The sequence below is a fragment of the Janthinobacterium sp. GW821-FHT03A03 genome (assembly GCF_059421435.1).
Genome location: NZ_JBWKUZ010000015.1, coordinates 33,898 through 56,898, shown reverse-complemented (window position 1 = coordinate 56,898; position 23,001 = coordinate 33,898). Strand labels below are relative to the sequence as shown.

Genomic DNA, 23,001 nt, shown 5'->3' with positions numbered 1-23,001 from the left:
AATCGGGCATCGGGCGCGGGGGCAGGCGTGCCCGGCGGCGTCCGGCGTTGTATTTCACGACATGGGCAGCTGTCGCAAGGGCGCTGCGCCTCTCGTTCGGCGCGCAGTTGACTAGCGTGATAGTATTCTAAAAGCAACTATCGTTGGCTGCCGCGCCATGCCGCGGCCAGGATGCGCAAGGCCGTAGCGGGCGGCTTATCTGTTTCCGGTGTTGATACCCGTCATGCGCGTTGCTGATCTTTGCGCCAGCGCCGCCGCCATGCCCCTCGCGCCTGGCGGCGACAGCGCACGGCAGCACGCCTGTATTGGTGTCGATCGGCAAGGGCGTGGCCGAACCGGAGCGGGGATGTTGCAAGTTGGCAAAAACTGCCGGTTTCAGGGGCAAAATGGCCGCAAAGCCATAAGTTCCGGTAATAAAGCAGGGGTAAAACGGGTATAATGCGCGCAAAGGAAATTTGCCGTACGAAAGATATTGTCATACCTACCTTTAACCCGCAGCCACGCTGCATCAACCACCTTCCAACCATGTTGATACTGCCGGGTTCCAATGCCCTGTCCCATTTCCGTAGCCACCGTCTGTTAAGCCAACTGCAAGCCGTCTCGCCTGCGATCGTTGCCGTACAAGCACGCTATGTCCATTTCATCGATGCCAGCGCGCCCCTCACGGCCGACGACAGCACGCGCCTTGGCGCCTTGCTGACATACGGCGAGCCGGCCCACGCTGACAATACGGAAGGCGCTGCCGAAGAATTCTTCGTCATCCCCCGTTTCGGCACGATTTCGCCGTGGGCCTCGAAAGCCACCGACATCGCGCACAACTGCGGCATGGCGCACATCAAGCGCGTCGAACGGGGCATCGCCTTCCGCATCAACCTGAAATCGGGCATCCTGGGCAGCGCCATCGGCGCCGGCAAACTGACGGACGAGCAGGTACAGGCCGTGGCCGACCTGCTGCACGACCGCATGACGGAATCCGTGCTGCGCAGCGCCGACGACGCCAGGGACCTGTTCCGCACGCTGGAAGCGCGTCCGCTCGAATCGATCGACTTGCTGGGGCAGGGCAAGGCCGCGCTGGAAACGGCGAACGTCGAGCTGGGCCTGGCGATGTCGGAAGACGAAATCGACTACCTGGACGCCGCCTTCACCAAGGCCGGCCGCAACCCGACGGACGTGGAACTGATGATGTTTGCGCAGGCGAACAGCGAGCATTGCCGCCACAAGATCTTCAACGCCGACTGGACCATCGACGGCGTGGCGCAGCCTAAGTCGCTGTTCGGCATGATCAAGAACACGCACGAACTGCAGCCGAAGGGCACCGTCGTCGCCTACAGCGACAACTCGTCCATCATGGAAGGCGCCACGGTCTCGCGCTTCTACCCGCGCGGCGCCAGCCACGAATACGCGGCTTCCACGGAACTGACGCACACGCTGATGAAGGTGGAAACGCATAACCACCCGACGGCCATCTCTCCTTTCCCTGGCGCCTCCACGGGCGCGGGCGGCGAGATCCGCGACGAAGGCGCGACGGGCCGCGGCGCCAAGCCGAAGGCCGGTTTGACGGGTTTTACGGTATCGAACCTGTCGCTGCCGGACGCCGTGCGCAGCTGGGAAACGGCCGCTTCCGTGACGGCGCCATTGGCCGCGCGTACTGAGGCGGATCAATACGGCAAGCCGGAACGCATCGCTTCGCCCCTGCAGATCATGATCGAAGGCCCGCTGGGCGGCGCCGCGTTCTCGAACGAATTCGGCCGTCCTGTCCTGGGCGGCTACTTCCGCACCTATGAACAGAACGTCGGCGCAGACAAAGATGCCGTGTTCGGCTACCACAAGCCCATCATGATCGCGGGCGGCATCGGCAATATCTCGGCGCAGCACACGCACAAGAACGACATCCCCGTCGGCAGCCTGCTGGTGCAGCTGGGTGGCCCGGGCATGCGCATCGGCATGGGCGGCAGCGCCGCCTCGTCGATGACAACCGGCAGCAACACGGCCGACCTGGACTTCGACTCCGTCCAGCGCGGCAATCCGGAAATGGAACGCCGCGCCCAGGAAGTCATCAACGCCTGCTGGCAAATGGGCGCGGACAACCCGATCATCTCCATCCACGACGTGGGTGCGGGCGGCTTGTCGAACGCTTTCCCGGAAATCACCAACGACGCCAAGCGCGGCGCGATTTTCGACCTGCGCAAGATCCCGCTGGAAGAATCGGGCATGGCGCCGAAGGAAATCTGGAGCAATGAATCGCAGGAACGCTACGTCCTCGCCATTGCGCCGGAAAGTCTGCCATTATTTAAAGCCATGTGCGAACGCGAACGCTGCCTGTTCGCCGCCGTGGGCGTGGCCACCGAAGAGCGTCAATTGAAGCTGATCGACCCGGAACTGGGCAATGAACCGGTCGACATGCCGATGGATGTCTTGCTGGGCAAGCCGCCGAAGATGCAGCGCGACGTGGTCCACGTGGCCAACGACTTCCCGGCGATTGACCTGACGGGCATGGACCTGGTTGATGTAGCGCAAAAAGTGCTGCTGCTGCCGACCGTGGCCGACAAATCGTTCCTGATCACCATCGGCGACCGCAGCGTGGGCGGCATGACCGTGCGCGACCAGATGGTGGGACCGTGGCAGGTGCCGGTGGCCGATTGCGCCGTCACCACCATGAGCTTCGAGGGCTACCTGGGCGAAGCGATGGCCATGGGCGAACGCACGCCGCTGGCCGTCATCGACGCGGCAGCTTCGGGCCGCATGGCCGTGGGCGAAGCCGTCACCAACATCGCCGCCGCCGCGATTGCCGATATTTCCGACATCAAGCTGTCCGCCAACTGGATGGCCGCCTGCGGCCAGCCTGGCCAGGACGCGGCCCTGTACGACACGGTCAAGGCCGTCGGCATGGACCTGTGCCCGGCGCTGGGCATCAGCATCCCCGTCGGCAAGGATTCGCTGTCGATGCGCACGACGTGGAAAGACGAGAACACGGGCGCGGCGAAATCCGTCACGTCGCCGGTCTCCCTGATCGTCTCCTCGTTCGCGCCGGTAACGGACGTGCGCAAGTCGCTCACGCCGCAGCTGAAAACGGACCAGGGCGACACGTCATTGATCCTGATCGACCTCGGTCGCGGCAAGAACCGCCTGGGCGCCTCGGCGCTGGCGCAAGTGTTGCAGCAGTTGGGTAATGAAACGCCGGACGTGGACAGCGCGGAAGACCTGAAAGGCTTCTTCGCCGCCATCCAGAAGCTCAACAGCGACGACAAGCTGCTGGCCTACCATGACCGTTCGGACGGCGGCCTGTACGCCACCCTGACGGAAATGGCCTTCGCCGGCCACACGGGCATGTCCGTCAACCTCGACATGCTGACCATGGAAGGCGAGCATGCCAGCGACTGGGGCGACGCCAAGAACTGGGCCGGCCAGGTGGCGGAACGCCGCAACGAACTGACCCTGCGCGCCCTGTTCAGCGAAGAGCTGGGCGCCGTCATCCAGGTGCGCGCGGAAGAAAAGTCGCTCGTCATGGACGTGCTGCGCACCTTCAACCTGGGCGCCTGCAGCCATATCATCGGCAAACTGAATGACCGCGACGTGATCGAATTCACGCGCGACGCCAAGCTCATTTACACCCAGCCGCGCGCGGACCTGCACCGCCTGTGGAGCGAAACGAGCTGGCGCATCGCCCGCCTGCGCGACAACCCGGCCTGCGCGGACGCCGAATACGACCGCCTGCTGGACGTGCAGGATCCGGGCATGTCGCCTATCGTCACGTTTGACCAGAACGACAACATCGCCGCGCCATTCATCGCCACCGGCGTGCGTCCCCGTGTCGCCATCCTGCGCGAGCAGGGCGTCAACTCGCATATCGAGACGGCTTACGTGATGCACCAGGCAGGTTTTACGGCTGTCGACGTGCACATGAGCGACCTGATCGCGGGCAGAGTGAAACTGGACGACTTCCAGGGCGTCATCGCCGTGGGCGGCTTTTCGTACGGCGACGTGCTGGGCGCGGGCGAAGGCTGGGCAAAGACGATCCTCTTCAACGCCAGCCTGGCGGAACAGTTCGCGCGCTTCTTCAACCGCACGGACAGCTTCGGCCTCGGCATCTGCAACGGCTGCCAGATGATGAGCAATTTGAAGTCGATCATCCCCGGCGCCCACGCCTGGCCGAAGTTCACGCGCAACAAGTCGGAGAAATTCGAAGGCCGCTTTGCCATGGTCGAAGTGATGGATTCCCCATCGATCTTCTTCAACGGCATGGCCGGCACGCAAGCCGGCATCGCCATCGCCCACGGCGAAGGCTACGCCGACTTCTCGCAAACGGGCGACATCACCCAGGTCACCAAAGCCATGCGCTTCGTCGACAACAAGGGCGCCGCCACCGAAGCGTACCCGTACAACCCGAACGGCTCGCCGGAAGGCATCACCTCCGTCACCACGCCGGACGGCCGCTTTACAGTGTTAATGCCGCACGCGGAGCGCGTGTTCCGCAGCGTCCAGCAGTCCTACCACCCTGAAGCATGGGGCGAGGATTCGCCGTGGATGCGCATGTTCAGGAATGCACGGAAGTTTGTGGGGTAATTAGTTTGCTTGCAGGGCAGCGTCTCGGTTCGAGGCGCTGCTGCTGGGGTAGGAATGAGAAAGCCGCTGTCGGGAGACAGCGGCTTTTTTACATTTATTTTTACAATTAAAACCAGAAACTTCAAAATGTGATTTCATGCTGTAATTTTTCTGGTTTTTTTCATTAAATTGCAATAATGATAATAATGTATTATTATTTATAAAAAAGCATATATCTTTATTTCAGGAACTGTCGGCTGAGGCTAGTGCTGTGCTATATTGTTGAAATAATTCATACAACATAAGAATGGTTCTGGATATGGCGACTGGTGAGCAGCAAGTTCCGCAGTTAAACTCTGTAGAAGTTGACCAACTTCTTGTTCTCTGTGAAGAGGTAATGAGAGCGACTCCTGAGGGGGCAAAACGGTTTATTGAGCCAGCACCAGGGGTGCTATCCAGAGCAAAATCTAAGCAACATAATATTATTTTTGGTAGGCGCGGGTCGGGAAAGTCTAGTTTGCTCAGGAAAATGGCTGCAGATCTTACTGTGGATCGTCGACCAATTGCATTCGTTGATATGGAGACTTTTAAAGGCCACTCTTATCCTGATGTTTTAATAAGTGTCTTAATTAAAAGCCTTTATGAATTTAAGCGATGGCTCACCGATGTCGCCACGACACCGGCAACAAAGACGTCTTTTTGGAGCAAGTTGTTCGGTACTAAACCGTTACGACCACCTTTCAATAAGCAAAATACAGCATCCTTAACGGCAGAGTTGGAAAAGTTAATTGGTAATTTGGAGGAGCAGTTGCGAGCTCCTGAATCAACAGAAAAAGTGACAAGAAAAACTGTTTCTGGTGAAAAAAATTCAGGTCTGGATGTAGATATTGATTTTGGAGTTGAAGGAAGTTCCGTAAAAAGTAAATTAAGTGCGGGAAATAAGTCTGGAAACGCTAGCGAAGAGCAGTCGACTTATATTTCTCATAAAATTGAATATTTGCATCAACACATCTTAAGCTTTCAGAATTTTTTTCAGGAATTGTCAAAACTCTCAGATGGCCCTTCGTTTTTAATTATTGACGATCTATATCATATAAGAAAAAGCGATCAACCAAAGGTGGTCGACTATTTTCATAGAATAGCGAAGGGAAATGGTATGTGGTTGAAAGTTGGCACGATTAAGCATAGGAGTCAGTGGTATCAACATTCGGATCCTCCAATTGGTATGAAATTGGGCGATGATGCAAAAGAGATAAATTTAGATATTTCGTTAGAAAAATTTGAGACTTTGAGAGAGTTTTTGAGAAAAATTTTGGCTAATCTTATGGCCGAGGTCCCTCCTTTAAGTATTAAAGAATTGATGAATAAAACCGCTATTGATCGCTTGATAGTTGCTTCGGGTGGCGTGACTAGAGATTTTATTGGTATATTTTCTGGAGCAATTTCTCAGGCAAAGAACAGGCGAGCTGGTGATTATCGAGGCCCTAAAATTGGTGCCGAAGATGTTAATTTGGCCTCTGGTGACTATGATCCAATGAAGCGCGAAGAGTTCAAGCTTGACACGGATTCGGATAGAGAAATTCTTGAGGTTGCTTTTCAAAAATTAGTCACATTTTGTACGGAAAAGTCAAAGTGTAATATTTTTCTGGTTTCGCAAAAACTTAAAGGTTCAGTGAGAGATTCTGTTGATCAGCTAATTGATCTGCGCCTTATTCATCCAGTTAAGTCACGAGTGACTTTGAAAACCGGGGCGAAAGGAGAGTTATTTGAAGCTTACATGCTTGATTTGAGTCAATATACGGCTGCTCGTAAAGTGCAAAAATTTCAAATGCTTGATTTAAGTGAGAAAGAAACTAGCGAGGCAATGAGGAAGGCATCATTTATTTATGATGGTGAGTAATATTTTCTCACCTAGTATTCTCCGTTAGGGCTGTGGATGTTGAGCACTGAATGAGCGTAAGACGGGGATGGGACACATGGGAATTATCGCGTAGCAAATCTTGCTAGTTTCTTTAACTATAGTTATTTGCTTGCATTCCACCCCAGCGCCCCCAGCTTGAAGGCAGTGGTAGCCTGTAGCGCTACCTCATTCGAACTAACCAGGAGAACCGCCATGAGTTTCGATTCCTTTCTGTCCAAGCTGAAGTCCAAGGCAAGCGAACTGAAAACCGAGGCCTTGAAGTACAAGAACAAGGATTTCCTCAACGCCGCGATGGCGGGCTCGGCCCTGATCGCCATGGCCGACGGCAGCGTCAGTGCGGAAGAGAAGCAGAAGATGGTGAAGTTTATTGAAAGCAATGACGCGCTATCCGTGTTTACCACCAGCGATGTCATCAAGGCTTTCCAGGAGTATGTCGGCCAGCTGGAGTTCGACAAGGATATCGGTGAAGCCAAGGCCTATCAGGCGCTGGGCAAGATGAAGTCGAATGTCGAGGCGTCGCGCCTGCTGGTGCGCATGATTATCGCCGTCGCTTCGTCGGACGGTAATTTCGACGCCAACGAGCAGCGCGTGGCCGGCAAGATCGCGCGCGAGCTGGGCTTGACCCCGGCGGAGTTCGAGCTGCAGTAACAGCCGGGCCAGCCGGCTCCGGCTGGCTTAACTCTTGTCCCACCACGGCGGCGTGCTTGACGACCAGGGGCACGTCATGTCCACTTCGCTGATCCTGTAGCGGATCTCGATCACCTGGCCAGGGCTGAAGGGACCGCGTTTCCAGTCGCCGGAATCAAAGACGTAGCCTTTGCCCTTGATGCAAAGACTGGTCGGATTGTTGCCGATGGGGCCGGTCGAGTGCAGGGTGACGCGCACTTCGCCGTTGGCGTCCAGCGGGGCGTCGCCGCCCGTGAAGAGTGGATCCGAGCCGACGTCGCAGACACTGGTGCTGCCTATCTTGCTGCAGCGCTTGATGTACGTTTCCTGGCGCGCATTGGCCAGGTAATCGTCATGCCGCATCGGCTTGCCGTCGTCATAGGTAAAGCGCAGGATGACTTGCGTGGGCTCGCTGGCAGGATGGCGCGTGGTGCTGGTGCAGGCGGCGCTGACCAGGGCCAGCAGGGGCCAGGCCAGCAGGCGCAGGCCGCGGCGCAGCAGGGATCGGGATTGACTGCCGGATGGATGCTGCATGGGGCGTTGCCATTTGTCTCATGATCGGGGCGCCGATCATAGCATGCGAAGGCGGCGGTTCCGCTAGGACGCGCCGCGATTCAATTCCTGCAGTACTTTCTTGCACAACATCCCATAGCCCACGCCCGTGCCGCGCTTGTGCGCGGCCAGGTCGTAGCCGGGGCTGATGTCGTCCCACGCCACGCTGCCGGGCAGGGGGCGCAGCTTGTCGTCGAGGTCCATCTCGAAATGAATGAAGCGGCCGTCGGCGCTCAGCAGCTTGCCGTACACGGCGGGCATGCCGGGCCAGGCCAGTTGCAGGTCGAGCATGAGGGCCTTGTCCAGCGCCACGCCATGGCTGGCCGCGCACTGGCGCAAGGCGTCCGGCAGGGGCCGCGCGCGCCACCAGGCCGCCGTCTGTCGGATGGCAGCGAGGGTCAGCGCGTTTTGCTGTTGCACAGAATACTGTCTGCTCATGGCTGCCACCCATGCGGAATGCGCTGCGGGCTGGTGCTGCCTGCACCGGCCCGGCGCCTGCCGCTTAGCGCGACGCCAGGCTCATGTTTTGCACATGGGCCGGCACGACCTCGCCGCTGGCCAGGTTTTCGGCCGGTACCATCATCAGCACTTCGCCGCCCACGCTGCCATCGTCGCGCAGGTCGATGCGCATGGCCAGCTGCTGGTCGAGCGCCACGAAGCTGTTGCTGCCGGTGGCGACGATGCGGTGTTCTTCCTGGTTGTCGATGCGCGCGTACATGAGGGCGCCGATGCTGCTCATATTGCGCAGGTGGAGCACCTGGCCGTTGGACAGCTCATAGCCGCCGCGGAACGGGGAAAACGTTTCCGCACTCATGAAGTATCTGTGTGCCGGCAGTTCTATCGTCTGCAGGCGTCCGCCCGGAATGACGACGGTCTGGCTGTCGGGGAGCGATTGTGCATTTGCCAGCAGGGCGCATGCGCCCAGGGTGCCGGCCAGGATCCATGTTTTCATTTTCCAGCCCATCCTTGAAATTTGGCGCCGTGCGCTGACGGCGCGGCGATGTTGATGTGGGTGCCAGGGAAATCGAACCGGCTTGCCCGCGTGCGCTGCTGTCACATTGGCAAGGCGCGGCCATCCGGTCTTGTAAGTGTAGGCAGGCAAGATGCGGCGCGCATCATCCGATCGGATGACACAGCCTCAGGCGTTGAAGGCGGCCAGGTGCGCCGTCGTGCCGTGGAACAGGGCGATCAGTTCGCCCTGGCGCCGCGTATCCGTCTTCAGGTAGGCGTGGTGCAGGTGCGTCTTGACGGTGTTGACGCTGATGCCGCAGCGGGCCGAGATTTCCTCGATGGTGGCCCCTTGCGCCAGGGCCTGGCCCACTTGCGCTTCGGCTTGCGTCAAGTCAAACAGCTGGCGCAGCGCGGGTATCGACATGTTCGACAGGGCCGGATCGCGCGCGATGACGAGGGCGCACGGCGTGCGCCAGGCGGGGAAGGGCGCTACCGTCAGCACCAGCGCCGGGGCCTGGCCGCGCGGCAGGCGCAGCGACTGGCATTGCGGCGCGCCGTGCATGCTGGCAATGACCAGGCGCACGGCGCGCATCAGGGCGGGCGGCGGCCCCAGCCGCAGGGGCGCGTCGAGCAAGGCGTGGCCGGCGGCGCTGGCGAACAGCACGCGCAGGTGTTCGTCGAGCAGCAGCGCGGCGGCACCCATGGCGTCCAGCGCGGCCAAGCCGCAGCGGCCCGCCAGGCGTTCCTCCTGCAGGCGCTGGCGCAGGCGCAGGGCGCGCTGCAGCTGGGGCACCAGGTCCTGCAGCTGCCGCCTGGCGCGCCGCTCGCCGCACGGCGGCGCGGGCTGGCGGCAAATGGCCAGCACGGCCATGCTGTGCGCGCTGACGGGAATCATGGCGGCCAGCGGCTGGCCGGCACACGGCGGCGCCGCCGCGCCGCCCAGCACCTGGCCGGCCGGCTCGTCGCCGTAGAGGGTGAGAGTGGCGCCGGCGGCGCCGAAGACGCGGGCGATGTCGCAGCACACAGCCGGCCAGCAAGAGTCATCGCCGGCCGCGTCGAGCAGCTTTCCGATCAGTTCGCCCCAAACACGCTGGGCCTGGCCTGGCGCCGTCATGTCGTTCCCATACTCTGGTTGCACAGTATCGCCTGGCGTGCCGGTGCGTGACTGGGTAAGGACTGCGGCGCAACGGGGGCCGGCCGCCTTTGTGTGGGCCGGACCTGCCGCTGCCATCTGGCCTGGGCAACTATCAAGATAGTACAAACACCGTGCCACCGCAATGCGGCGCTGGCGGCATGGCGCTGCCGATGCAATCGCGCTCCCCCTTTAAAAATTCCCAGATATAATAAAAATATTGTTAAAAATATAAACCCGCTATGGGACGGGAGTCGCATGTCATTCATTTGTCGAAAGTATGTATGCAGCCATGCCAGCAGTATCCGACGAAGCATGCGCGGCCGCGGCGCCGCAATGGCCGCTTGCGACTGACGCCGCAGACGCTCCCTGCGCTGGCCCTGGCCCTGTGCGCGGCGCTGGCGTGTACCGGCGGCAACACCATTGCGCAGGCTGCCGACAAGCCGCCGCAAGCGGCCGGCGCGGCGCGGCAGGTCAAGGTCAAGCCCGCCGACACGGCCAAGCTGGTCAGCCATCTGCGCCGCGTGATCACCGATGAAACGAATGACACGCCGCCGCGCATCCTCAATGCCTTCGTCGCCACATACCAGCAGCGCGCGCTCGATGCGGGCATCGACGACCTCGACCGGCAGACGCAATATGTGCTGCTGGCCCTGTACACGTCGGGAAAAGCGATGGAACAGCCACAGTTCATTGCCATGATGAAAAATCCGCCCGCCTCGCTGGACGCCTTTTACGACGCCTTGCACGCCTTGCCGACTGCCGTCTGGGAGGCCGGACCGCTGTTGTGGGATGCGCAGGCGGCGAAATAGCACATGGATTGACAGATGCTGCATGGACGGCATCCATGCGCGATGATTGAGGGAACCATATGGCAAGCAGTATTTTTTCGATGAAACGGCTTTTGATCGGTTTCCTGTGTCTTTTCATGGCGGCTTCGTATGCCGCAACGGGCAAGGAAAGCCAGGAGTTGACGGTCAATCTAAGCGGCTACAACCATACCGATCACGGGATAGGCAGTTATGAGGTGACCTTGCAGAATGGCGCCAGTGCGGGGGCGGGCTATCTGGATGCGGGCCAGGGCGGCGGCGGGCATACCTGTTGTCTTTCCCTTCCCCGCCTGTGGCAAGCTGGAATGACGGCAAATATCGTCATGCATACCATCAAGAAAGGCAAGGAGATCCGCGTGGAACAAACCGTGCCAGTGCCGAAGTATGCGGCTGGCGATGCGGGAATGTTCATCGTGCATTTTCTGCGCAATGGCAAATACAAGGTGTTTGTCAGCCGATACCTGCTCGGTCATCGAAAATACCCGCTGTCAGGGAAAGAGGCGCAATTGGAGCCGGGCGTTCCAGTTAAAATTATCTGGGAGTAAAGATCTTGCGGCGCAGAAGTGACATGGCGAGCATGGCGTCGGCAGTTACAGCGTGACACTGGCCGATGGCTCGTCGGCGGGGGCCGGGTATCTTGGTCCCGGCGAGGGCGGCGGTGGAGACACTTGCTGCCTTTCGATACCGGCGGCATGGAAGCCGGGGATGCGGGCGGCCGTCGTCATGCATACGGTAAAGGACGGCAAGGATGTCCGCGTCGAGCAAAGCGTGGCGGTTCCCCCGTATGCTCGCGCCGATGCCGGCCGGTTCGTCGTGCATTTTCTTCACGATGGCAGCTGCAAGGTCTTCGTGAGCAAATACCCGCTGGGGCATCGGAAATATCCGCTGTCCGGCAAGGAGGCGGAGCTGGAGCCGGGCGTGCCCTTGGAAATCATCTGGCAATAGCGCTGCTATCTTCACGATGCACGTCGCGCGCCGTCGGCTATCAGGCCTTGCAGGAGCATGCGCGATTTCGCATCCGTGGCGCGCACCTCGTCGATCCGGGCGGGCAGCTCGGCCGGGTCAAATTGCTTAATTAACTTGCAATAATCCTCTGTTTCTCGCGGACAGAATTCGAGTTCCAGCAACGCAACGGTTTTCGCTGTCAAGCCACGCCGTTGCACTTCAGAAAGTAACTCGACACCTTGCTTTAACGCCCTGGCGAAACCGCTCTTGATGCGTTTCCCGAAGGGCATGGCAGGGTCTTTTGTCAGTATCAGGACGGCGATGCGCACGGCAGTGGCGTTGTCGTTGCGGCTTTCCAGCGCCACCTGCCTGCACAGCTGCGACAGGCGAAGCCCCGGATGCGCGATGGGCGGGCCTGCTTCGAACTGCTGCAGCTTTTCTCCAAGGAATTCTTCCAGTTCGTCCAGGTTGGCGATAGGTATCATCATCAAGTTTGCTTATTGCAAAGACAGGCCAGGGGCGGTCCCCGCATCATGGCGCAATACTGCCGATCAGCGCCGGGAATTGCGCCATGAAGCCGTCGCGCGCCAGTACGCCGGCAGAAACGTCCTGCGGGTCCGACGCGTCGCGCCGCATCAGGCGGGCGTATGTGTAGGTCTTGCCTTTTTTGGATGCCCACCCGACATACCAGCCAAAACCGGACGCCGCCCCCGTCTTGCCATGTAGTTCCCAGCCAGCAAGCGGTTTGTCCTGCTTCGTCAGCGCCTCGGTCATGGCATAAGCATGTTGCGTCACGTCAAGCTGGCGATTCACCACTTTCCTGAGAAAAATCAGCTGTTCCAGCGGCGAAATGCGCAGCGACGACGAAATCCAGGCCATCGTCAGTCCATCGTGTTCGGCATCGCCGGCAACGTTGGCGTTTCCATATTCAAATTTTCTCGTGTACGCGGCAAAACGCTCTTTGCCCAAGGACCGGGTGAGGTGTTGCGAATACCAGACCACGGAATCCTTCATCCACTTTTGCGGATTCGTTGGATGTTTCCACGATGGGAGCCAATCGACGTATCCAGGCTGATACGGGCGTTCCGGCGTGTACTCGTCTTTCAGAAATCCCGCGTCATAGCCCATCAGGCTGATGGCGATTTTAAAGGTTGATGCAGGCGTCACCTGATTCCGGCAATCGCCACGCTGGAGCACAACTGCACCGCTGCCGGCGTCCGCTATTGCCATGCATATTTCCGCGGCATGCGCCATTGAGAACAGGGAAAACAGACCGATAAAAGCGATGCGATTTTTCATGACACCCATTTAGCCTCCCCAAGTTAAACAATCGATGGTCTGCAGTTGGCCGTTACCGTGCGACTTGAATGGCGCAGTGTAAGAGATTGTTGCTTTCATTGCAAGTTCGCCGGGCGCGCGATGGGCGAGGGACGAAAAAATCCCGAAAAATTGGCACTTTGATAGCGCATGGCGCTATCCGCAGCAATCGGACGCATGGAAAACATATCCATAGGGTAAGCTTCGGGCCTAGGCTATTTCGCAACTCTATCAAAAATACATGACTTCCATAATGATCCCTGACGTCGCCCTGGTCGACAATACCGAACAACGCACGCCGCTGGTGCTGGTGCTGGACTGCTCCGGCAGCATGGCGGGCGAACCCGTCTCCTTGCTGAACGAAGGTCTGGCCTTGCTGGAACAGGAACTCAAGTCCGATGTGATCGCCGCCAAGCGCGTGCGCATCCTCGTGATTCAGTACGGCGCGCACGATGAAGCCGTGGTGGCCAGCAACTGGTGCGACGCCATGGACTTCACGGCGCCCCGTCTGGAAGCGAACGGCACCACGCCGACGGGTGCGGCCGTGGAGCTGGCGCTGGCGGAAATCGAGCAGGAAAAGCAGCGTTTCCGCCAGGCAGGCGTGGCGTACACGCGGCCGTGGCTGTTTTTGATGTCCGACGGCGAACCCACCGATCCCTGGCTGCGCGGCGCCGAGCAGGCGCGCGCGGCCGAGCAGGCCAACAAGGTGGCGATCTTCCCCATTGCCGTGGGCGACAACGCGAATACCGATACCCTGGGGCAGTTTTCCAGCCGGGGCGAGCGGGGCGTGAAGCAGCTGAAAGGCTTGCAGTTCCGCGAACTGTTCCTGTGGCTGAGCGCCAGCATGCAGGTGGTGTCGCAGTCGCGTCCCGGCGCGCAGGCGCAGCTGGCCTCGACGGACGGCTGGTCTGTCGTGAATACGTGAAGGCCCGCTGATCCATGACTGCGGTACACAATACCTGGCGCGTGTTCGGCGCCTCCGTCACGGGCAAGGCGCACCTGGATAAGGACATCGCTTGCCAGGATGCGCATGCGCACGCCGTCGTGAACGACGTTTTGGTGGCCATCGTCTGCGACGGCGCCGGTTCGGCCCGCCTCAGCGAGCAGGGCGCGCAGTTTGTTGCAGAGCAAACCGTGCAGGCGCTGGCCGGACGGCTGGAGCAGGGCGCCACCGTGCGGGATCTGCATGACGGCGCGCTGGCGGGCACCCTGGCGCAGATACGCGCCGCGCTGGACGACATCGCCCGCGCCGCCAACGCCACCCTCGATGACTACGCCTGCACGGTCGTCGGCGTGGTCATGGGGCAAGATACAGGCTTCTTCTTCCACCTGGGCGACGGCCTGGGCGTGGCGCAGCTGCTGGACGGCGGCGAGCTGATCTCGCTGCCCGCCAACGGTGAATACGCCAACGAAACATATTTCATCAGCGGCGCGCGCTGGCGCGAACAGCTGCGCCTGCTTGCGATTCCGCAAGCCGTGCGCGGCGTCGTGCTGATGTCGGACGGCTGCATGCCCTTTGCCATGAGCAAGAACAATGCAGCGCTGTACGCGCCGTTCATGGATGCCGTGCAAGGCTATCTGCGCGCGGTCGACAGCGTGGAACTGGGCAATACGGCGCTGGCGTCCACCCTGGCCGACCCGCGCACGCACCAGATCACGGGCGATGACAAGACCTTGCTGCTGGCCTTGCGCGCATGAGCCGGAAGCAGGGAGTCGCGCCCGGTCTGAGTCCGGGCGGCAAGATATGGCTGGATAAGGTCCGCAGTTTGATCTTGGGCAAACTGATCAAGAGCGGCGGCGCGGGCAGCGTGTATCTGCTGCCCGGCGCGCCCGCGCAGGTGGTCAAGCTGTACCACCCGCACCTGGACCGGGCCGCCAACCGGCGCAAGCTCGAAGCGATGCTGGAATTGTCGCCCGAATTGCCCGACCAGCTCGAAAACGGCAAGCGCTACGTGCAGATCGCCTGGCCGCAAGCGGCCGTGTTCGACGGCCAGGGCGGTTTTGCCGGTTTCGTCATGCCCCTGCTTGACATGGCGCAAACGGCCGAGCTGGAACAGATCATGCAGGAGCGGCAAGCGCGCGCGGCGGGCTTGCCCACGGGACTCGGTCCCAAGCTGACCCTGGCCGCCAACCTGGCCGCCGTCCTCGACGCGCTGCACCAGCAGCAGCATTACGTGGTCGACTTAAAACCCGTGAACCTGCGCTTTTACCGCGATTCGCTGTACATCGCCATGCTCGATTGCGACGGTTTCAGCATCCAGGGCCATGCGGAGCGTTTTCCTGCCGAGCAATTCACGGCCGACTACCTGGCGCCGGAATTCCAGCGCAAGGGCATGCCGGCGGGCACGGAAATGGCGCAAGACCGCTTTGCCCTGGCCGTCGTCATCTTCCAGTTGCTGAACTTCGGCATCCACCCGTACAGCGGGCGTCCCGGCAATGCGCAGGTGGCCACCGATATTCCCGGCCGCATCCGCGACGGTTATTATGCGTATGGCGTGAAGCGCCACAAGCTGCTGGCGCCGAACGCCACCAGCGGCCACGCGCTGATGCCGCCCGAACTGCGCGCCATGTTCGACCGCGCATTTTCCCAGTCGCCAAACGCCCAGCGGCCCTCGGCGGCCGACTGGGCGCAGTTGCTGCGCGGCTATGCGCAGCGCAGCGGCGGCAAGCTGACAATTTGCGCCGTCAATCCGGAACACCAGCATTTTGCGGGCCAGGGCTGCGCGGCCTGCGCGCGCGACAAGGTCATCGGCGCGGCCGCGCAAGCCTCGGCTCAGGCTGCGGCGCAGGCAAGGCAGGCGGCGCCGCAGCGTTCGCGCGCCTTGCCTGGCAAGCCGGCCCCGGCCCCGCAAGGGCAGTCCGCCGTGTCGGATACGGCCTGGGTGGTCATCATCATCCTGATCGTGTTCTTCGTGATCGGCTTTGCGATCTGGACCGCCGTACCGGACGATGCGGAAAAGAAAACTGAGCAGCAAGCCACGACGGTACCCATAGCCGGGCTGGAACAGCTGGAATGGCATGCGCGCAAGGCCGGTGCATTGCAGCAGTCGGACGTGCGGCGTGCCGTGCGCAGCCTGTCGCAAGCCATGGGCAAGGGCGACGATGCCGCCGTCGCGCGGGGCTTGCAACTGTTGTACCGCAGTGAGCGGGAAAAATCGTCGGGCTACAGCGGTGACCTGGCGCGCACGCGCTTGCGCACCTCGATGATGGAAAGCATGGGCTGGCTGCCCGGCTATCAGTCCAGCTTGTCCGATACCTATCTCGACTTGCTGCAAGCCGATCCGCGCGACCACCTGGCTGCGGCGGCGCTGGCGCGCACGCACCTGAGCCTGAACGAGCCGCAAGCGGCGCGCCAATACTTCGAGCAAGCCGTGTGGGCCCGTCCGACCGATGGCGTGGCCTGGCTCGGCATCGCAGCCACGGCGCTGCTGCGCGGCGGTGGCGGCGAGCAGGATGCCGCCAACCTGGTGGCGCTGGCGCAAGTGACGGCGCAGCGCCATGCGGCGCAGAATGCCATGCCGGCCGCAGAAGGCGAAGCCGCCGACAACGGCGCCGAGCGCACGGCCGGCCGCATGGAGCGCGCGGCCAACATGCTGCGCCTGGCCCAGCCGGGTGCCTATCCGAAACGCTGGGACAAGGCGCTGGCCGACGGTGCCGTGCTGGCAAAGAAGCTCGCAGCCTTGCCGGCGCCGCCAGACCAGGGCGCCAGCGTGCAGCGCGACAGCATGGCCACCGTCGCCTACCGCGTGTTGAGTGAGGCGCAGGCCAGCGGCGAAAGCCGCCTGACCTTGTCCATCGCTGCCGATGGCAGCCTGACCGCTGCGCGGGCCGAGCAGTTCATGGAGCCCATGCTCAACAAGGTCATCCTGGATAGCCTGAAGAGCTGGACTTTCAACCCGTCCGTGAAAAATGGACAATTCCAGGACGGCAAGGTTGACGTGCTGGTGCGCTACCGCAATGGCCGTGCCAGTTTCGTGCCTGCCGACGCGCCCGCCACGACGGAAAATTAAAGGAAGAGCATGAAAATCAAGACCCTATGCGTGCTGCTTGGCGCTTCCCTGTTGTACTCGGGTATGGCGCAGGCGGACATCGTGCAGCGCCAGGTGCTGGCCAGCATGGCCGGCGAACCCGACTATGAAGGCGGCGATGTGTTCACTATCGCGGGCACGACGGCCTGCGGCGGCAAGCAGATCCGCATGGATGCGCGTTCAGTGAACCTGGACGAGGCGCCGTACGAGGCGCTGAAGGCCGAACTGGCCCGCCACATCCGCAGCAAGACGCCCATGCTCGTCACCGTGAAAAACTGCCCCGAGGATGCGAGCGTGCCCATCGTGCGCCAGATCGCCGCCTGCACGCCAGCCGCCTGCGCCGATGGCCGGGCGCGGCTGTACCTGCACGAAGGTTTCTACCCCATCGAACAGGAAAACGCACCGAATGTGCTGTTGCTGCCCTTGCCGAAAGGCAAGCTGCCAGGCACGTGGAAGGTCGAGATTGTCAGCGTCGCCGGCCACAAGCTGCGCCTGTCGGGCCAGGTCAACCGCGCCGATTATGCCTCCGGCGAGCTGGTGGGCGGCTATGTCACGTATTACCCGAATGGCAAGATCGAGAAACAGGTGGCGCAGGATGGGCAGGGGCGTCAGGACGGTGTTACCAGCCAGTATTTTGCGGATGGCACCCTGGAAAAGCGCGGCAACTGGCGCCACGGCTTGCCTGAAGGCGAACACCAGTTGTATCACGCCACGGGCAAGCTGCGCGAAACGAGCAGCTACCGCGATGGCAAGCAGCTGGACGGCCCCAAGCAGATCTCGGCTGAAAATGGCAAGCCGAGCACGAGTTATGTACTGCGCGGCGGCAAGATCGAAGGCGAGATGCTCACGTATTTCCCTGATGGAAGTATTTCCAGCCGCTCCGCAATGAAGGAGGGGAAATACAATGGTTTGACGACAAACTATCACCCTGATGGCGCCGTGCGCGGCACAATGACCTTGCGCAATGACTTGCCCACGGGCGAGGCGCTGGAATTCTATCCGGACGGTAAGGTGCAAAGCCGCCAGCAGTATGCCGACGATGGCGGCTTGCTGAGCCTGCAGCGCTACAGTCCGCAGGGCGTGCTGGTGCTGGAACGACGCTGGGATGCGCAATGGCGCGAGCAGGGCACGTCGCGCTCGTGGTACGAAAGCGGCAAGCCCGAGCAATCGATCGAGTACGTGAACGACCGGCGCGACGGCTGGAGCCGCAGCTGGCACGAGGATGGCAGCCTGAAAAGCGAATGCCAGTATGTGGCCGGCAAGGCCCAGGGCGGGTGCGGCGAGGCGCCGCCAGCGCCGGAACTGCAGCGCAAGGAGCAGGCATGGCGCGCCTTGTGAAGCACGTGCTTGGCGCCATGCTGCTGTTGCCGGTGCTGGCCCAGGCTGAGATCGTGCAGCGGCAAGTGGTCAGCGCGATCCAGGCCGAGCCCGGCAAGGGCGGCGGCGACGTGCTGACCCTGGCCGGCGACAGCGGCTGCGGCGGGCGCCAGGTGCGCATGGATGCCCGCTCGGTCGGGCTGGATGCGGCGCAATACGCGGCCATGAAGCAGCAGCTGGCGCCGTTGATACGCGAGGCGACGCCCTTGCTGATGCGCATCAGATCGTGTCCGGCACCCGGCGCAGCGCTCGCCATGCCCGAAGTCAGCAAGCTGGGCGGCTGCGAGCCGCAAGCGTGTGCCGATGGCAAGGCGCGGCTCTACCTGAACCACAACCTGTCGCGCGGCGAAGTGATGGAAGAGGCACGCTATGCGCTGATCCTGCCGTTGCCGCCCGGCAAGCTGCCCGGCACCTGGCAAGTCGAGATCTATCACGTGCGCGAAGGCGAGCCGAAGCGGCTGACGGGCCATGTCGACGCCCCCGATAACCTGCGCGGCAAGCTGGTGGGCAATTACAGCATGTATTACCCGCATGGACAGCTGGAAATGCAGGTGGAGCAGGACGGGCGCGGCGTACAGGAGGGCATGCAGACCCGCTATTATCCGGACGGCCAGATTTCCATGCGCGGCACGTGGCGCAATGGCGTGCAGGAGGGCGAGGAGCAGACTTATCACCAGAGTGGCAAGCTGATCGAGTCACGCACCTACCGCAACGGCGCCCGCGCCGACGGTGTGGTGGAAACGTTCGATGAAAACGGCAAGCTGCGCACGCGCATGACGCGGGTCAAGGGCGAGACGGACGGCGAGCTGCTGCTGTTCTATCCCGACGGCACCGTGGAAAGCCGCAGCCAGCATGTGAATGGCATCATGACGGGCCCCAGCACCGGCTATTTCCCGGATGGCAAGGTACGCAGCACGGCAAGCTATGTGGACGGCAAGCCCGCCGGCGACAGCGTCGAATATTATCCGGACGGCAAGGTCGCCAGCAAGCGCACGCACAGCGGCCACTACGTATTGCGCAGCGAACAGCGCTTCAGCCGGGCCGGCGTATTGCTCGTGGACAAACGCTGGAACGCGGGCGGGCGCGAGGAGGGCGCATTGCGCTCGTGGTACGCCGATGGCAAGCCGAGGCAGCTGATCGAATATGTCGATGGCGAACGCCAGGGCTGGACGCGGCATTGGAACGAAGATGGCAGCCTGGAAAGCGAGTGCCGCTATGTGGCGGACGAGCCGCAGGGGGAGTGTACGGGTGCGTCTGCCAAGTTTTCCTATACGGAGGATGGCATCGAGCCGCTGACGCCGGAATCGTGAACGGGGCAAGTCATTGCCGTTCGATCAGTGATGCGTGGCCAGCCTTTTTGCCAGGCATGTACAGGTATCGGAAATGACGCCCCAAAGCAGTCGGCCGTCGCGTCAAGAATCGATCTGTTCAATTACTAAATCCGTGCACGCGGCCAGTTGCGCCTTAATAAGAGCACTCAAATCAACGTTCACGCCCACATCTTTAACATGTGCAAGCGAACCGATTATCAGTTGAAAACAATCGTCGGGGACGTCCCTCGTATCGAACTCTGGAAGGGGCGGCGCCAACAAGGCAAGTTCGAGTCCGAGTGCAAAGGCAAGGTAGGCCGGATATTCCTCGTATTTTCCGCCTTGATCATGGCAAAAGCTGATTCCGAGTGCCTCGCCCAACACGGCAACGGTCGCTTCGAATGATAGCGTAGGGCGGATGCTTAAGCATCCGGTGAAATTGCTTCCCTTTTGATATAGGTCCATAAGCTCATAAGGAAAAATTTGAGGTTCTATGTGGCAACGGGCAAAGGCTTCGAATGGCAGCTTCTGGCCGGAGGCTGCCTACATTTACAAGCGTCCGTCGTTAGAACCATGGATCGACGTACCCGGAAGCAGAAGCCTTGCTTCCCTCAAGGGCGCAGCAAACCGAAACACGGCGCCAGACGTTGACAGCACCAACACCAAGCCGCCCTTGGTTACTATTTGATCAAATGGATTGGATTGATCCGAAACAAACGTCCAAACAGGTTCATGATTTTGCAGCGATTCCAAAACGACTACGCCGATTGAGCCGTGTTCCGCAGCCTCGCCGCACTTGACGATGTATTGTCCGCCATACAGCTCTTCTTGCGCCAGAATCGCGACATTGAGCCAACCGCCAAGTTCCTGTTTTTCACGTACTCTGGCCATTCTGGTTTCTTGCACGTCGTAGATATCATCATTGCCGCACAGGAGGCCATTGTGGCTTCGCACCTCCTGGTTCTTCCACTTTGTTGCCATCACTGTCATTGATTCCATATGTAGGCATGGGCGACTGCATGCCCTGAATTAAACAAGCTCGATTCTATCGAGCGGCTGCTTTTGCAGCAGTTAGCCTCGCTGAAAGTAGCCCGGGAAAATTCGACGCAAAATCGACTTGAGTTCAGAATCGTTGCAGACGATTGTGTTCTTGCCCGTAAAGGCAGGCAAGAAGCAGCGCATGCCTGTTCAACGTCCGCTTGTGACCGCTTGAAGCCACCTCAAATTCCATAGCTGTTCCGGGCAGCGGCCTCAAGCGCAGCCTGCGGCAAGCCTGCTTGCCGCCAGAATTCAAAAAAATACTCCAATGTTTCGGCAGTAGCGCCACTATCCATCGGATGCAAGACGCATATGGCCGTTCTGATTTTCAAGACGTCCGGCGCGTCCGATTGGTCACGCCCTTCAATTGCTCGCCAGAGACGTACACGCTCAGCGATGACTTCCTCAGCCGTCGCCGCACCGGTCATGTATCGATACGCCACCGCTGCCGCTGACCTGGCAAGCGCAGGCAATTGCTCAGTCACTCTGCCGATAGCGTCAATCATGAAGCGCTGAGCTGAAGTTTGTTCTGCAGGATCATCCAGGTCCACCGCAGATGCAATGGCATCAAAAAGTTTCTTATTCAACATGTGCATTAGTTTCGGTGACTGCGCGATGCCTGCAGCAGGGCCGCCTGTGGCAAATGGCGTGCCCCCAGACCTTGCATGGTTTCCAGGATGGAAGGGCCTGGTGGCTTAGCGGTGCGGCGGCGTCAGCACGCTGGCGATGGCCTTCGGCAAGGTTTCCGGATAGTCTCGGCTGAAGTGCAGGCCGCGGCTTTCGCGGCGCGACAGGGCGCTGTTGACGATCATCGAGGCTACGTCGACGAGGTTGCGCAATTCCAGTAAATCGTGCGTGATACGGAAGTTGCGGTAGTACTCGTCGATTTCTTCCTTCAGCAGGGCGATGCGGTGCTGGGCCCGCTCCAGGCGCTTGGTCGTGCGCACGATGCCCACGTAATTCCACATGAAGCGGCGCAGTTCGTCCCAGTTGTGGGAAATCACCACCTCTTCGTCGGCATCGGTGACGCGGCTTTCATCCCAGTCGGGCAAATACGGCGTGCCCAGCTTTTCCTTGCTTTCGATATCCTGCGCGCAGGCGCGGCCGATGACTATGCATTCGAGCAAGGAATTGCTCGCCAGGCGATTCGCGCCATGCAGGCCCGTGCACGCCGTCTCGCCCACGGCGTACAGGCCGGGCAGGTCGGCGCGGCCGGCCAGGTCCGTCACGACGCCGCCGCAGGTGTAGTGGGCGGCCGGCACGATGGGAATCGGCTGCTTGGTGATGTCGATGCCCAGTTCCAGGCAGCGCGCGTAAATCGTGGGGAAGTGTTCGATGAGGAAGTCGGCCGGCTTGTGGCTGATGTCCAGGTGCACGTAGTCGAGGCCGCGCTTCTTGATCTCGAAGTCGATGGCGCGCGCCACCACGTCGCGCGGCGCCAGCTCGGCCCGCTCGTCGTGGGCCAGCATGAAGCGCGTGCCGGCGGCCGCGCCCGCTTCGGGCGGCAGTTTCAGCAAGCCGCCTTCGCCACGGATGGCTTCCGTGATCAGGAACGACTTCGCGTACGGGTGGTACAGGCAGGTGGGGTGGAACTGGATGAATTCCATGTTCGACACGCGGCAGCCGGCGCGCCAGGCCATGGCGATGCCGTCGCCGCTGGCCGTGTCGGGATTGGTTGTATATAAATACACTTTGCCGGCGCCGCCCGTGGCCAGCACGGTGTGCTCGGCGGCAAAGGTCAGCACCTTGCCCGTTTGCTCATCCTGTACATACAGGCCGTGGCAATGGGGCTGGGCGTTGCGCTGGGCCGGTTTCATGCCCAGCTTGTCGGACGTGATCAGGTCGATGGCGCAATGGTGTTCAAACAGGCTGATGTTCGGGTGCGAGCGCACCTTTTCTTCCAGCGTCACCTGCACGGCGTGGCCCGTGGCGTCGGCCGCGTGGATGATGCGGCGCTGGCTGTGGCCGCCTTCGCGGGTCAGGTGGAAACCCAGCTCGGCCGTGGCGTCGCGCGTAAACGGCACGCCTTGCTCGATCAGCCATTCGATGGCTTCGCGGCCGTGCTCGACGATGTAGCGCGTGGCGCTCTCGTCGCACAGGCCGCCCCCGGCCACCAGGGTGTCTTCGATGTGCTGCTGGTGGCTGTCGCCCGAGTCCAGCACGGCCGCGATGCCCCCCTGCGCCCAGTTGCTGGCGCCGTCGAGCAGCGCGCGTTTGGAAATGATCGCGACGGTGCGCGTCTCAGCTAAATGCAGTGCAACCGATAAACCCGCCAGGCCACTGCCGACAATCGCTACATCAAATTTCATGACATTTATCTCTTTTAGGGGATGCATACTATATTCCATTTCCCCTGATTCGGTAATGTGTTGAGATAAATTCTACCGGCGAA

The 23,001-nt window shown here is 60.9% G+C and carries 20 protein-coding genes and 1 pseudogene; 11 read left to right on the top strand and 10 right to left on the bottom strand.

The annotated features are described in order from the left end of the window. The first annotated feature begins 525 nt into the window (after window positions 1-525). The 3 genes from purL (at window position 526) to AC07VI_RS21950 (ending at window position 7,111) form a co-directional block, all read left to right on the top strand. Entirely contained in the window at window positions 526-4,563 is a 4,038-nt protein-coding gene (purL, locus tag AC07VI_RS21960; RefSeq protein ID WP_099374545.1) for a phosphoribosylformylglycinamidine synthase, read from the top strand. 286 nt (window positions 4,564-4,849) lie between these two features. Continuing rightward, entirely contained in the window at window positions 4,850-6,442 is a 1,593-nt protein-coding gene (locus AC07VI_RS21955) for an ATP-binding protein (protein ID WP_494808819.1), read from the top strand. A gap of 213 nt (window positions 6,443-6,655) precedes the next feature. Then, a complete protein-coding gene (locus AC07VI_RS21950) occupies window positions 6,656-7,111 on the top strand; it encodes a tellurite resistance TerB family protein (protein WP_492993992.1) in 456 nt (151 codons plus the stop codon). 27 nt (window positions 7,112-7,138) lie between these two features. Here the strand turns inward: AC07VI_RS21950 and AC07VI_RS21945 are convergent, their stop codons facing one another. The 4 genes from AC07VI_RS21945 to AC07VI_RS21930 all read right to left on the bottom strand — a co-directional run bounded on the left by AC07VI_RS21945 (window position 7,139) and on the right by AC07VI_RS21930 (window position 9,746). Beyond that, entirely contained in the window at window positions 7,139-7,663 is a 525-nt protein-coding gene (locus tag AC07VI_RS21945) for a hypothetical protein (RefSeq protein ID WP_492993994.1), read from the bottom strand. A 63-nt stretch (window positions 7,664-7,726) separates the two neighbouring features. Beyond that, window positions 7,727-8,101, bottom strand: a complete 375-nt coding sequence (locus tag AC07VI_RS21940; protein ID WP_099374541.1) for a hypothetical protein — start codon at window positions 8,099-8,101, stop codon at window positions 7,727-7,729. Window positions 8,102-8,183: 82 nt separating this feature from the next. Further along, window positions 8,184-8,633: a hypothetical protein gene (locus AC07VI_RS21935; RefSeq protein ID WP_086145509.1), complete on the bottom strand. Its 450-nt coding sequence runs from the start codon at window positions 8,631-8,633 to the stop codon at window positions 8,184-8,186. A 186-nt stretch (window positions 8,634-8,819) separates the two neighbouring features. Further along, window positions 8,820-9,746, bottom strand: coding sequence for a helix-turn-helix transcriptional regulator (locus tag AC07VI_RS21930; RefSeq protein WP_099374540.1), 927 nt, complete (start codon window positions 9,744-9,746; stop codon window positions 8,820-8,822). Between the two features lie 302 nt (window positions 9,747-10,048). On the opposite strand from AC07VI_RS21930, the gene AC07VI_RS21925 reads away from it, so the two are divergent. The 3 genes and pseudogenes from AC07VI_RS21925 to AC07VI_RS21915 form a co-directional block, all read left to right on the top strand. Next, on the top strand, window positions 10,049-10,576 hold the full coding sequence (locus AC07VI_RS21925; protein WP_492993997.1) for a hypothetical protein: 528 nt from the start codon (window positions 10,049-10,051) through the stop codon (window positions 10,574-10,576). A gap of 59 nt (window positions 10,577-10,635) precedes the next feature. Then, window positions 10,636-11,139 carry a DUF3304 domain-containing protein gene (locus AC07VI_RS21920; RefSeq protein WP_492993999.1) on the top strand — a complete coding sequence of 168 codons (504 nt, stop codon included), beginning with the start codon at window positions 10,636-10,638 and terminating at the stop codon, window positions 11,137-11,139. Window positions 11,140-11,179: 40 nt separating this feature from the next. Then, window positions 11,180-11,539: pseudogene (locus tag AC07VI_RS21915) on the top strand (DUF3304 domain-containing protein); the annotation flags it as partial. Window positions 11,540-11,550: 11 nt separating this feature from the next. Here AC07VI_RS21915 and AC07VI_RS21910 read toward each other — a convergent pair. Next, window positions 11,551-12,027 carry a hypothetical protein gene (locus AC07VI_RS21910; protein ID WP_492994001.1) on the bottom strand — a complete coding sequence of 159 codons (477 nt, stop codon included), beginning with the start codon at window positions 12,025-12,027 and terminating at the stop codon, window positions 11,551-11,553. 43 nt (window positions 12,028-12,070) lie between these two features. Continuing rightward, complete coding sequence (locus tag AC07VI_RS21905) at window positions 12,071-12,838, bottom strand: penicillin-binding transpeptidase domain-containing protein (protein ID WP_086147943.1); 768 nt, start codon at window positions 12,836-12,838, stop codon at window positions 12,071-12,073. A gap of 259 nt (window positions 12,839-13,097) precedes the next feature. On the opposite strand from AC07VI_RS21905, the gene AC07VI_RS21900 reads away from it, so the two are divergent. The 5 genes from AC07VI_RS21900 to AC07VI_RS21880 all read left to right on the top strand — a co-directional run bounded on the left by AC07VI_RS21900 (window position 13,098) and on the right by AC07VI_RS21880 (window position 19,571). Further along, window positions 13,098-13,781 carry a vWA domain-containing protein gene (locus AC07VI_RS21900; protein ID WP_086147937.1) on the top strand — a complete coding sequence of 228 codons (684 nt, stop codon included), beginning with the start codon at window positions 13,098-13,100 and terminating at the stop codon, window positions 13,779-13,781. Between the two features lie 14 nt (window positions 13,782-13,795). Next, a complete protein-coding gene (locus tag AC07VI_RS21895) occupies window positions 13,796-14,554 on the top strand; it encodes a PP2C family serine/threonine-protein phosphatase (RefSeq protein ID WP_086147936.1) in 759 nt (252 codons plus the stop codon). A gap of 74 nt (window positions 14,555-14,628) precedes the next feature. After that, window positions 14,629-16,866 carry a hypothetical protein gene (locus AC07VI_RS21890; protein WP_492994004.1) on the top strand — a complete coding sequence of 746 codons (2,238 nt, stop codon included), beginning with the start codon at window positions 14,629-14,631 and terminating at the stop codon, window positions 16,864-16,866. A gap of 9 nt (window positions 16,867-16,875) precedes the next feature. Next, on the top strand, window positions 16,876-18,222 hold the full coding sequence (locus tag AC07VI_RS21885) for a toxin-antitoxin system YwqK family antitoxin (RefSeq protein ID WP_492994006.1): 1,347 nt from the start codon (window positions 16,876-16,878) through the stop codon (window positions 18,220-18,222). Beyond that, window positions 18,207-19,571, top strand: coding sequence for a toxin-antitoxin system YwqK family antitoxin (locus tag AC07VI_RS21880; protein WP_492994008.1), 1,365 nt, complete (start codon window positions 18,207-18,209; stop codon window positions 19,569-19,571). Before AC07VI_RS21885 ends, AC07VI_RS21880 begins: the two co-directional genes overlap by 16 nt. A gap of 102 nt (window positions 19,572-19,673) precedes the next feature. Here the strand turns inward: AC07VI_RS21880 and AC07VI_RS21875 are convergent, their stop codons facing one another. The 4 genes from AC07VI_RS21875 to nadB form a co-directional block, all read right to left on the bottom strand. Then, window positions 19,674-20,036, bottom strand: coding sequence for a hypothetical protein (locus AC07VI_RS21875; protein WP_086147932.1), 363 nt, complete (start codon window positions 20,034-20,036; stop codon window positions 19,674-19,676). 84 nt (window positions 20,037-20,120) lie between these two features. Then, on the bottom strand, window positions 20,121-20,561 hold the full coding sequence (locus AC07VI_RS21870; protein WP_492994010.1) for a hypothetical protein: 441 nt from the start codon (window positions 20,559-20,561) through the stop codon (window positions 20,121-20,123). Window positions 20,562-20,791: 230 nt separating this feature from the next. Beyond that, a complete protein-coding gene (locus AC07VI_RS21865) occupies window positions 20,792-21,199 on the bottom strand; it encodes a hypothetical protein (RefSeq protein WP_139842622.1) in 408 nt (135 codons plus the stop codon). Window positions 21,200-21,304: 105 nt separating this feature from the next. After that, complete coding sequence (gene nadB, locus AC07VI_RS21860; protein WP_086147929.1) at window positions 21,305-22,918, bottom strand: L-aspartate oxidase; 1,614 nt, start codon at window positions 22,916-22,918, stop codon at window positions 21,305-21,307. Window positions 22,919-23,001: the final 83 nt, after the last annotated feature.

Bases quoted from the DNA above. Each gene is read 5' to 3' on its own strand.
- AC07VI_RS21925 (WP_492993997.1), top strand. From the start codon at position 10,049: ATGCAGCCATGCCAGCAGTATCCGACGAAGCATGCGCGGCCGCGGCGC.
- AC07VI_RS21920 (WP_492993999.1), top strand. From the start codon at position 10,636: ATGGCAAGCAGTATTTTTTCGATGAAACGGCTTTTGATCGGTTTCCTG.
- AC07VI_RS21870 (WP_492994010.1), bottom strand. From the start codon at position 20,561: ATGACAGTGATGGCAACAAAGTGGAAGAACCAGGAGGTGCGAAGCCAC.
- AC07VI_RS21945 (WP_492993994.1), bottom strand. From the start codon at position 7,663: ATGCAGCATCCATCCGGCAGTCAATCCCGATCCCTGCTGCGCCGCGGC.
- AC07VI_RS21930 (WP_099374540.1), bottom strand. From the start codon at position 9,746: ATGACGGCGCCAGGCCAGGCCCAGCGTGTTTGGGGCGAACTGATCGGA.
- AC07VI_RS21885 (WP_492994006.1), top strand. From the start codon at position 16,876: ATGAAAATCAAGACCCTATGCGTGCTGCTTGGCGCTTCCCTGTTGTAC.
- AC07VI_RS21900 (WP_086147937.1), top strand. From the start codon at position 13,098: ATGACTTCCATAATGATCCCTGACGTCGCCCTGGTCGACAATACCGAA.
- AC07VI_RS21910 (WP_492994001.1), bottom strand. From the start codon at position 12,027: ATGATGATACCTATCGCCAACCTGGACGAACTGGAAGAATTCCTTGGA.
- nadB (WP_086147929.1), bottom strand. From the start codon at position 22,918: ATGAAATTTGATGTAGCGATTGTCGGCAGTGGCCTGGCGGGTTTATCG.
- AC07VI_RS21935 (WP_086145509.1), bottom strand. From the start codon at position 8,633: ATGAAAACATGGATCCTGGCCGGCACCCTGGGCGCATGCGCCCTGCTG.
- AC07VI_RS21895 (WP_086147936.1), top strand. From the start codon at position 13,796: ATGACTGCGGTACACAATACCTGGCGCGTGTTCGGCGCCTCCGTCACG.
- AC07VI_RS21905 (WP_086147943.1), bottom strand. From the start codon at position 12,838: ATGAAAAATCGCATCGCTTTTATCGGTCTGTTTTCCCTGTTCTCAATG.
- purL (WP_099374545.1), top strand. From the start codon at position 526: ATGTTGATACTGCCGGGTTCCAATGCCCTGTCCCATTTCCGTAGCCAC.
- AC07VI_RS21950 (WP_492993992.1), top strand. From the start codon at position 6,656: ATGAGTTTCGATTCCTTTCTGTCCAAGCTGAAGTCCAAGGCAAGCGAA.
- AC07VI_RS21875 (WP_086147932.1), bottom strand. From the start codon at position 20,036: ATGGACCTATATCAAAAGGGAAGCAATTTCACCGGATGCTTAAGCATC.
- AC07VI_RS21955 (WP_494808819.1), top strand. From the start codon at position 4,850: ATGGTTCTGGATATGGCGACTGGTGAGCAGCAAGTTCCGCAGTTAAAC.
- AC07VI_RS21880 (WP_492994008.1), top strand. From the start codon at position 18,207: ATGGCGCGCCTTGTGAAGCACGTGCTTGGCGCCATGCTGCTGTTGCCG.
- AC07VI_RS21865 (WP_139842622.1), bottom strand. From the start codon at position 21,199: ATGTTGAATAAGAAACTTTTTGATGCCATTGCATCTGCGGTGGACCTG.